7 protein-coding genes are annotated in these 10,478 nt (G+C 44.8%); 6 read left to right on the top strand and 1 reads right to left on the bottom strand.

What is annotated here, in order from left to right:
* Positions 1-3 precede the first annotated feature (3 nt).
* The 4 genes from A5294_RS06785 (at position 4) to A5294_RS03000 (ending at position 5,794) form a co-directional block, all read left to right on the top strand.
* Complete coding sequence (locus A5294_RS06785; protein WP_032842550.1) at positions 4-1,239, top strand: hypothetical protein; 1,236 nt, start codon at positions 4-6, stop codon at positions 1,237-1,239.
* Complete coding sequence (locus tag A5294_RS03010) at positions 1,239-1,742, top strand: DUF3180 domain-containing protein (RefSeq protein ID WP_032835493.1); 504 nt, start codon at positions 1,239-1,241, stop codon at positions 1,740-1,742. The genes A5294_RS06785 and A5294_RS03010 overlap by 1 nt, the downstream gene beginning before the upstream one ends.
* Before the next feature lie 153 nt (positions 1,743-1,895).
* Complete coding sequence (gene ettA / locus A5294_RS03005; protein WP_004118724.1) at positions 1,896-3,572, top strand: energy-dependent translational throttle protein EttA; 1,677 nt, start codon at positions 1,896-1,898, stop codon at positions 3,570-3,572.
* Between the two features lie 293 nt (positions 3,573-3,865).
* The gene (locus tag A5294_RS03000; RefSeq protein WP_064340427.1) at positions 3,866-5,794 is read left to right on the top strand and encodes a DEAD/DEAH box helicase; all 1,929 of its coding nucleotides are present in this window, start codon (positions 3,866-3,868) and stop codon (positions 5,792-5,794) included.
* 428 nt (positions 5,795-6,222) lie between these two features.
* Here the strand turns inward: A5294_RS03000 and A5294_RS02995 are convergent, their stop codons facing one another.
* Entirely contained in the window at positions 6,223-6,645 is a 423-nt protein-coding gene (locus A5294_RS02995) for a DUF3052 domain-containing protein (RefSeq protein WP_004107331.1), read from the bottom strand.
* A 269-nt stretch (positions 6,646-6,914) separates the two neighbouring features.
* Between A5294_RS02995 and nrdD the strand changes: the two genes are divergently transcribed.
* Positions 6,915-9,332, top strand: coding sequence for an anaerobic ribonucleoside-triphosphate reductase (gene nrdD, locus A5294_RS02990; protein ID WP_004118729.1), 2,418 nt, complete (start codon positions 6,915-6,917; stop codon positions 9,330-9,332).
* 220 nt (positions 9,333-9,552) lie between these two features.
* Positions 9,553-10,260, top strand: coding sequence for an anaerobic ribonucleoside-triphosphate reductase activating protein (nrdG, locus tag A5294_RS02985; RefSeq protein WP_082851874.1), 708 nt, complete (start codon positions 9,553-9,555; stop codon positions 10,258-10,260).
* Positions 10,261-10,478: the final 218 nt, after the last annotated feature.

The raw sequence follows: 10,478 nt of genomic DNA, 5'->3' as shown, positions 1-10,478 counted from the left end.
ATTATGAATACGACCATAAGTTTGAAGGGTATTCGCCCAAGCGGTGACTCAATAGTCATTGGATTATATTCTTCTATTTACATAGATGCTGTTTTAAAAGTTAATTTGAGTAATGCATTAGACGGAGATGAGACTAACGCAATAGATATTCCTCAAATTGCTGAGCGTCTTGCTTTTATGCTTAAACGTTGCGAAAAAGATAGCGAGATTGAGGAGCATCCTGCTATAGCTTTAGAACTTATTGCTAAATCTGTTTTAAATTCTGCTATGCACACTTGGCAAATTAGTGAGGCTGATATTACTGTTCATGCTGCTTTAAGAAGCGAATATTACGGCATGAAAAGCACTGTTGACGATGTTTGTGTTACTTTGAATAGCGTTTCTAGAGAAGAGTTAAATTATTCGGAACGGCGTGTAGTTCCTGAATCTCTTGCGCATGTTGCTGTTCGCAGTGGAAGCGTATCGGTTGACGATCTTGAGGAAGGCGAAATAGCAGATTACTACCGTTCTCTTATTGAGGAAGATAGAAAAGAAAAGCAACGCAAAGAAGATGAAGACGCTGTTGCAGCTGCTAAAGCTGCTGTTGATATTGCAAATTCTTTCGCAGATGATTATGAAAATAATGGAGATTCACAGTGCTCTTGTGGCGATGAATCTAAAAGTGTCAATTATGGCAATGAGCTTGTTAAAAGAGAAACTAAGTCTCCTTTGTTCCGCATATGTCCAACTCCGTTACAAACAACTGCAGTGATTTCTATGAAGGGTGTCGCGAAACAAGACACGCGTTCTGCTATGCTGAGAATAGTTGCAATGCTCGAGCAGGATAGAGAATCTCGCGTTGACGGTGTATCGGCATTATATGTTGCCAATATGCTTGATGCTGATTATTACGCGGCTGTATTTATTCTGTCTTCGGGTGGTGACGAGTATGAGCTGCTTCGCTTGCTTCGCGCTGTTGCTACTTTGTATAAAGATAAAGTGACTGTGCGAGTGCTGGGTACGCGTTCATATGGTGCTTCTGCTGCTGACACAAGAACTGTTGATGCAGAAAAATTGCCACAACAACTAGCGGAAATGGTGACGGTTGACCCTAAGGCGCCTGAACTTATGCCGTGGATGCAGATAGAGTCGGATGCTGCTTTGGACGATAACTCAGTTTCGTACTCATTAGCGTTTGCTTTTGATGCTCAAACTGTTGGGGTATACTCAGAGCAATGGCTTATAGGGGATGGTTGTTAATGAAAGCGTATCGCACACCTTGGTGGTATCTGGTACTAGGGTTACTGTTTGGCTTTGTGCTGGGCGCATTTCTAGTGTCGTCAACAGAGTCTAGTGCTATGTCGTTAGCAGGAGCTCCGTGGGTTGTTGTTGCAATTATGGTGATTGCTGGCTTAATAACTTTTGTTATGGCATTGCAAACTCATCAAAGTGTTGCCAACAACAAAGATAAGAATAAGAAGCATGTAAGTTCTCAATTTGCTGTTGCGGCTCTTATGCTGTCGAAGGCATTGGGAATGGCAGGTGCTATTTTGTCTGGCTGGTATGTTGGGCAATTGTTAATGAGTTTGCCACACAGTGAGATAATTCTGTATAACTCTGTTGTGCGTGAATGCTCTATTGCTGGCTTGGTGTGCTTTATTGACATGGTTGTTGGCATTTTGGGCGAGTGGCTTTGCCAGATTCCGCCTGAAGATGATTCTGAGTCTGTCAATAAGTCAAATCGTACGCCAGCAACATGCTAGTATTTGCTAGGCTCGTATTTACTAGCTATTAGTTTGCGTAGTTTTATGTAAGTTGCATCTTGCTTGAATTAAGTAGGTAAAAGTATTAAACGCTTTTGACGCAAGTTGCAACAAACGCTGGAATTTCAACGTTTGTAAGGATGGTATATTACTTTGGCTGAATTTATCTATCAGATGATTAAGGCGCGTAAATCGTATGGAGATCGTGTAATTCTCGACGATGTTACTTTAAGCTTCCTTCCGGGCGCAAAAATTGGTGTTGTGGGTCCGAACGGCATGGGTAAGTCGACGCTGCTGAAAATTATGGCCGGTTTGGAAAATGTGACCAACGGTGAAGCTTCTTTGACTCCTGGCTATACGGTAGGTATTTTGCAGCAGGAGCCACCTCTTGATGACACTAAGACGGTTGGCGAAAACATTAAGATGGCTTTTGGTGAGATTGCGCAAAAAGTGGCGCGTTTTAACCAAATCGGCGAAGAAATGGCTAATCCAGACGCTGATTTTGATGCGTTAATGGAAGAAATGGGTAAGCTTCAGACTGAAATTGACGCTGCAAACGGTTGGGATTTGGATTCGCAGCTTGAGCAAGCTATGGACGCTTTGCAATGCCCAGACCCGGATTCTCCTGTTTCTGTGTGCTCTGGTGGTGAAAGGCGTCGAGTGGCATTGTGTAAGCTTCTTCTTGAAGCTCCAGATTTGCTACTTTTGGACGAGCCTACTAACCATTTGGATGCGGAATCTATTTTGTGGCTTGAACAGTTCTTGCACAAGTACGAGGGTGCTGTTATTGCTGTTACGCACGATCGCTACTTTATGGATAATGTTGCAGAGTGGATTTGCGAAGTTGACCGTGGTCAGCTTTATCCATATAAGGGCAATTACTCAACGTATTTGGAAACTAAAGCAAAGCGTATGGAAATCCAGGGTGCCAAGGATGCTAAGCTTGCTAAGCGTTTGAAAAATGAGCTTGATTGGGTGCGCAGCTCGCCGAAGGCGCGTCAGGCTAAGAACAAGGCTCGTTTGGAACGTTACGACCAAATGGAGCAAGAGGCACGTAATTCCAAGAAGCTTGATTTCTCTGAAATTCAAATTCCAGCAGGTCCACGTTTGGGCTCGCAAGTTTTGGAAGCAAAGCATATTCACAAGGCTTTTGGCGACCGTGTGCTAATCGACGACTTGTCGTTTACTTTGCCTCGTAACGGTATTGTTGGCGTGATTGGTCCAAACGGCGTTGGTAAATCTACGCTGTTCAAGACGATTGTGGGCTTGGAGCCTCTTTCTGGTGGCGAGTTGATTGTTGGAGACACTGTGAAGATTTCTTACGTGGATCAGAATCGTGCAGGATTGGATCCTAATAAGAACTTGTGGGAAGCTGTTTCAGGCGGACTCGATTTTATTGAGGTTGCAGGCGTTGAAATTCCTACTCGCGCATATGTTGCAAGCTTTGGATTTAAAGGTTCGGATCAGCAGAAACTTACGGGAGTGCTTTCTGGCGGTGAACGTAACCGTTTGAACTTGGCTTTGACTCTTAAGCAGGGTGGAAACTTGCTGCTCCTCGATGAGCCTACTAACGATTTGGATGTTGAGACTTTGGAAAGCTTGGAAAACGCTTTACTTGATTTCCCAGGCTGCGCTGTTGTGGTTTCACACGATCGTTGGTTCCTCGACAGAGTTGCAACGCATATTCTTGCTTGGGAAGGCGACGACGAGAATCCTGCAAAATGGTACTGGTTCGAAGGCAACTTCCAAGCTTACGAAGAAAATAAGATTGCGCGCTTGGGTGAGGAAGCTGCTCGTCCGCATCGCTTGCATCGTAAGCTCACTCGCTAGTTGAGTTTTGTTTTCATTTATTGGCAGAAACATTTGTCGGTGATTTTTACGGCGTTTGCGCAACGACCTGCTTTCGCGCTTGGAGCGTAGTGCGCGAAAGCAACTCGGAGCGTGAGCTTGCATGGAAAGTCCACTGGACTTTCCATGCAAGCTCAGAAGCGAGCACTTATAGTGCGAGCGTCTTGGCGCTTTTTGACAACATTTGCCGTTATTGTGCCAGGCGTGTGCTAGGCTCGATTAGTTCACGTTTTGAAATTTAAGTTTTGAACACACATATTTTACGAAAGGCTATTGTGCCGCATACTCATCATGCTGCGTTCGCTCAAAAGCGAGGCGCGAAGAATACCAAGAATGATAAAAATACGAATAGTATAAACAATACGAATAATAAAAATAGTTATAAAACAAAAAAGCCTAAAAGCGCCAAAAATACTAGGAAATCAGCTGAAAAACGCAATCCTTTTGAGTATCAGGGGAGCCATAAAAATTATGGCTCTAATCACGAGTTCAATTCACGCAGGGAGCGCAATCGCAAAGCAGAAAAAGCTCGTCAAAAGACGCGCGAAAAAGCCTTGCGTTATGAAGAAGTAGCTATTGCGGATGCTGAACAAGATTTTGCTAAGCATAATATTGATAAAAATAATGTTGCTAAGCATAATAGTGCAAAATCTCATAATACAAAACAAAATTCTGCAATATCTTTGCACCCTACTTCGAAAAAGCAAAAGCAAGATTCTCATAACGCAACAATTATTCCAGACTCTGCCATTGAATCTCGTGAAAATTACCGTGACGATGTAACTTTTGCGCAACTTGGCGTTCCAGATCCTTTAGTAGAAGTGTTGCGCGCGGATGGGAAAACCACTGCATTCCCAATTCAACAAGCAACGCTTCCCGATTCCTTACAAGGCGCGAATATCCTAGGGCGAGGTCGCACAGGAAGCGGTAAAACATTAGCATTTTCTATTCCACTTGTTGCACGTTTAGCTGAGAATTTTGTTGATTTAATTCATTCTGATAAAAACCGTAAGTCACGCGAGTCTAGCGATATTCCTGCCCCTAGAGCAATAATTCTTGCTCCAACTCGTGAACTTGTGCATCAAATTGATGACGTAATAGCGCCGCTTGCTGCAGCTTATGGCATGCGCACTGTGACAGTGTATGGAGGCGTGAGATACCAACGCCAAGTATCGCAACTTAAGCAGGGCGCGCAGATTGTGCTTGCTTGCCCTGGCCGTTTGGAAGATTTGTTGCGTCAGGGAGCGCTTACGCTTGAAAAAGTAATGGTTAGCGTGCTCGACGAAGCAGACGAAATGGCGGATATGGGATTCCTTCCTGCTGTTACTAGACTTCTTGAGCAAGTTGCGCCAGATGGTCAACGCATGCTGTTTTCTGCAACGCTTGATAGGCAAGTTTCTACATTAGTTGAGCGTTTCCTTCCAAATGCTGTCGTCCATGCTGTGGATGATGCTGATTGCCAAGTTGATACTATGACGCATCATATTTTTGCTGTGTCAGCAGGGGATAAGTACGAAGTTTTGCGAAAGCTTGCTTCCGGAAAGAAACGTTCTATATTCTTTACGCGCACGAAATATCAAGCGAAGAATATGGCGAAAAAATTTGTGCAGCAAGGTATTCCTGCAGTCGATTTGCAAGGTAATTTGTCGCAGAATCAGCGAGATCGTCATTTGGCTGTGTTTGCTGAAGGCTTGGTACGTGTGTTGGTTGCTACGGACGTTGCTGCGCGAGGTATTGACATTAGCGACGTTGCATTAGTTGTGCAAACTGAGCCTCCTGAGGATCCTAAGTCTTTCTTGCATCGTTCGGGTCGCACTGCTCGAGCTGGTGAAGAAGGCGATGTTGTAACGCTTGTGCTTCCTAATCAAAAGCGCGCTGCCCATATGATGCTTCGCAAAGCTGGAATTCATGCGAAAGCTGAGGATGTGAATCCTGCTTCGCCAGTTTTAGATGAGATTGTGGGTGAAGCTGCTGAGCTTCAAGAAGGCTGGAGTATGCCGGAGCCGGAGCAGCAGAAGCGTAAAGGTCGTGGTCGCGGTCGTGGACGCGGGCAACGCAGTGGGCGCGGGCGTGAGAGTGAGCGTGACGAGCGTAACGGTCGCAGCAGTCGTAATGAGCACGGTGAACGTAGTGAACGCAACGAACGCAGTTGGCGCGGTAAACGTGGCGAGCGTGGTAGTCGTGTTCATCACTTCGGTCGTTAGTTTGGCGGTATTGCGTAACGGTCGTAAGTTTGTTCGCTTTGCATAACAATCGTGAGCTTTAGAAACAAATGCTGTGTTTTTCCGGTATTTGTTTCAGCTTTAGTTTTCTTGTCTGTTGTGGCGCGGGGCTTGCATATTTCTCTCCTCGCGCTTTTATTTGCGCTATTCTTGTGCGTTTTGTCGATTTCGCAAATGATTATGTGTTTTTTTACAAAATTGTCCTGTTTTTTGTCGAAAGTATCGGCTGATTTGGTGTTTTTGACAAAAACAGTAGCAATACTACAAAAATAAGTAGCAAGTTAACAAGCAATAAGCAAGTGATAAGTGACTTAACAAGAAGCTAAGCTAGCAATTAAGCAAATAGGCAGTTAACCAGGCAGTTACGCAAGTCAATAGTCGGTTAAGCTAGTTACGTCAACTAGCAAATACTACTTAGATTGACCTTTACCAAATGCGCGCAGTTGCACGCCGTTCCAGTCAGCGCTTACGGTTAACGGAGTGGCTGCGTTCATGCCAGCTGTTTTTGCTGCAGATTGAACTGTGCTAGAACTTGGGGAACCTTCGCGACCTGGTTTTGGAGTAAGAACCCACATAGGCGCGTCATCGTCAAGCATATTTGTGGCATCCATAATGGTGTCCGCGAGCTCATCTTCATCGTCGCCGTCGCGCCACCAAATAATCACACCATCAACAGCAGCGTCGTAATCTTCATCTACCAACTCTTCGCCGGTAAGTTTCTCGATGCTTTCGCAAATTGTTTCGTCAACATCGTCATCCCAGAGCCATTGTTGCACAATGTCTCCTGGTTGGAATCCGAATTCCTGTGCATGCTGAAAAGCTATCTGTTCCACGTGATTCAATATATCAAAGCGTCACGAAGTGCGCACATTTGACGGCGTGTATTAAGTAATTTATTGTTTATCAATTACGACACACCAGGACACGCCTCAAAAATCGCGATTATGACACAAATCACTATATATAGGTGGTTATCTTTGCGTCTTGCCCTAGATATTGTGCATGAGTTGGGTTATAGTAGAGCGAGTCGTTAGAAATAGTTCCCATGTTTGCAACGAGAAAATTTGCTAGAAGGAACAGTGTTTAAGAAAGGTCTGTACCGATGCAGGTTTTGGAAGAAACTGCTGTCACAAGCGCAGAAAATTGTACGGATGATGTAGTTGAAGCTCCAGTTTCTCGTGTGCAGGTCGAAAAGCGCGATGGTCGCGTAGTTGATTTTGATCCGCTGAATATCATTATGGCAATTAAGGCTGCTTTTAAGGACTTAGGCAAGGAAGTCGGTCCGCAAGAAGAGCAGATGATTCGCGATATTTCAGATCATATTGAAGCTGAGATTCAGGATCGTTACAATGGTCCAGCAAAAATCGAAGATATTCAGACTTTGGTTGAGCACAGTCTTATTGAGAATCATCTTTACGAGGTTGCTCGCTGCTACACGAGCTACCGACTGAACCGAGATATCGACCGCGCTAAAGCTACCGATATCAACGAGGCTGTTAACCGCCTTGTAAATCGTGATGAGTCTCTTGTTCGCGAAAACGCAAATAAGGATTCCAATGTTTATGCAACTCAGCGCGATCTTCTTGCAGGCGCTGTTTCCAAGGCTTCTGCGTTCTCTATGCTTCCTCACGCAGTTTCTAACGCTCATATGAAGGGTGATATTCACTTCCACGACGCTGATTATTCGCCATTTACTTGCATGAGCAACTGCTCGCTTCCTGATTTTGGCGATATGCTTGCTAAGGGATTTGCTCTTGGTAATGCAATGATGGACAGCCCAAAATCTATTGGCACTGCTGCAACTCAGGTTACGCAAATTATTAAGGATATTGCTGGAGCGCAATATGGTGGTCAGACTGTTAATCGCGCTGACGAGATGCTTGAGCCTTATGCTAAGTGCGATTACGACAAAAATCTTGCTATGGCGCACGCTATGATTCCTGATTCCACGCCAATTCAAGTTGCAAAAGATATGATTGACGGCCTAAAAGCTCAGGAGCCTAAGAATCTTCATTGCTTGGACAGAGATCCACTTCCTGCTGATACTCCTTTTGACGAAAACTTGAGTGAGCTTGATCAGCTTCGTGAAGTTTATGCAAAGATTATGACGCGTAAAGCTATTTACGACGCTATGCAAACGATGGAATATCAAATTAATTCCAACCGTGTTTCTAACGGTCAGACTCCGTTCGTAACTGTTGGCTTTGGCTTGGGTACTTCTTGGTTTGCCCGCGAAATTCAGCGCGCTATTTTGCTTAACCGTATTCGTGGTCTCGGCAAAGATCGTCATACTGCAATCTTCCCTAAGCTTGTGTTTACTATTAAGCACGGTGTTAACGCGGACGCTGGCGACCCGAACTACGATTTGAAGCAGCTTGCGCTTGAGTGCTCTACTAAGCGCATGTATCCGGATGTTGTGTTCTACGAGAATATTATTAAGATTACTGGCTCCTTCAAGGCTCCTATGGGTTGCCGTTCATTCCTTCAGGGTTGGATTGATCCAAAGACCGGCAAAGATGTTGAAGATGGCCGTATGAATCTTGGCGTTGTAACTGTTAACATGCCGCGTATTGCTCTTGAATCTCACGGCGATGTGACTCGCTTCTGGAAGCTTTTCGACGAGCGTATGGAAGTAGCTCACCAGGCTTTGCGATTCCGTATTATGCGTTGCAAGCAAGCAACTCCTGTAAACGCTCCAACGCTATTCCGTTACGGTGCTTTTGGTCGTTTGGAAGCTAACGAAAGCGTGGATCAGCTGTTCCGTAACGAGCGCGCTACAGTTTCGCTTGGTTACATTGGCTTGTACGAAACTACTGCAGTGTTCTTCGGCAAGGATTGGATGCAAGATCACAGCTGGAATGAGGAAGGCAAGGAGTTTGCGCTTTCTTTGGTTCGCCGCATGAATAAGCTTTGCCAGCAGTGGTCAAAGGCTGAAGGCTACCATTATTCTGTTTACTCAACTCCTGCTGAGTCTTTGACTGACCGCTTTAACCGTATGGATCGTCAGAAGTTCGGCCGCATTGAAGGCGTTACCGATCACGACTTCTACACTAATTCCTTCCATTACCCGGTTTGGTTGCAGCCAACTCCTATGGAGAAGCTTCGCTACGAGGTTGACTTCCCGTATCTTGCTTCCGGCGGCTTTATTAACTACTGCGAGTTCCCATGCTTGCAGGCGAATCCTAAGGCTTTGGAAGCTGTTTGGGATTACGCTTACAAGATTGGCATCGGTTACTTGGGTACGAATACGCCAATCGATCACTGCTTCGTTTGTGGATTCCAGGGCGATTTTGAGCCGACTAAAGAAGGCTTCCGTTGCCCGGAGTGCGGCAACAGCGACCCAGATAAGTGCAATGTGACTAAGCGTACTTGCGGCTACTTGGGCAATCCTGTTCAGCGCCCAATGGTTCACGGACGTCACGAAGAAATCGCTCACCGCGTAAAGCACATGTCTGGCGAAACTGGCCATGTGACTCTTAACAACGGTGAGTCTCGTGAATGGTATGAGGAAACAAAATAAACTTAGCTAATTAACTATKWWGARACNNAGNAAAATAAGTATGACTAGATAATTTAGCTAAATAAATAGCTTTTCTTGTGTTTGTTGTTTGGTGATAATCTGGCCGTTAGAAATGTATTGCGTTTTGTGATTGCACTTTCTAACGGCTGGATTTATTTTATTTTCGCAAATTTGGTCGTTTATTTTTTAGTTGCTTATTCGGTTTGGAAGGGGGTTGGATATGGCTCGCATGAGTTTGCACGATTTTGCGCCTGCAGACGTGAATCGTGGACCGTGGATTCCTACCTCTCTTTCCAATAACCCTCGCGCAGGACAGTGGTCTAGTGAGCGCATGAGCCAGGGGATGATTGCCGATTACAAGCGTTTTTTGATGACTGACGGCGAGGGGATTCGTTGTTCGCTTTACGTTTCCGGCTGCCCGTTCCATTGCGTTGAGTGCTATAACGAGTCGATTTGGGATTTTCGCGCAGGTCATCCTTATACTCAAAAGCTTGAAGATCAAATCATGGAAGATTTGGCGCAGCCTTATGTGCAAGGTTTAACGCTTCTTGGCGGCGAGCCGCTGCTTAATACTGGCATTTTATTGCCTCTTTGCAAGCGTATTAGAAGCGAATTTGGTCATACGAAAGACATTTGGAGTTGGACTGGATACACTTGGGAAGAGCTTATGCGCAAAGGGGAGACGCCTGATAAGCTTGAGCTTTTGCGTTACATTGATATTCTTGTTGACGGCCGTTATATGAAAGATTTGCACGATTCGCTGCTGCAATTCCGCGGCTCTAGTAATCAGCGAATTATTGACGTGCCAAAGTCGTTGGAAAATCCGCAAAATCCTCCTGTAATCTGGGAAAAGCTTCACGATCAGGAGCGTTTTATTCCGTCAATTTACGGAAAAGACCGCGCGCAAGGCGAAGGTGATGCTTCGTAATCCTATTGAATGCGCCACTCATACGATATATTTAACAATGTTTGTGGACGATTATAAGAATGCATACATATACACATGTTAAGCTAAATATAATTAACCTAGTAACATCTGTATTGCAAACTGTCAAAAGAATTATGCTAACTATGCTCATAAATACTGTAACTAAACGATATACAGTTGGGTATGTTTTTTCTTTGCATAAATATAAAAGATAGATT

Origin of the sequence: Gardnerella sp. 30-4 (assembly GCF_001641215.1) — a bacterium.
In the GTDB taxonomy this organism is placed as follows: domain Bacteria; phylum Actinomycetota; class Actinomycetes; order Actinomycetales; family Bifidobacteriaceae; genus Bifidobacterium; species Bifidobacterium leopoldii.
The sequence above is the reverse complement of the archived record's forward strand: the minus strand, read 5'-3'. Positions and strand labels throughout refer to the sequence as shown.

Bases quoted from the DNA above. Each gene is read 5' to 3' on its own strand.
- nrdG (WP_082851874.1), top strand. From the start codon at position 9,553: ATGGCTCGCATGAGTTTGCACGATTTTGCGCCTGCAGACGTGAATCGT.
- A5294_RS03010 (WP_032835493.1), top strand. From the start codon at position 1,239: ATGAAAGCGTATCGCACACCTTGGTGGTATCTGGTACTAGGGTTACTG.
- A5294_RS06785 (WP_032842550.1), top strand. From the start codon at position 4: ATGAATACGACCATAAGTTTGAAGGGTATTCGCCCAAGCGGTGACTCA.
- nrdD (WP_004118729.1), top strand. From the start codon at position 6,915: ATGCAGGTTTTGGAAGAAACTGCTGTCACAAGCGCAGAAAATTGTACG.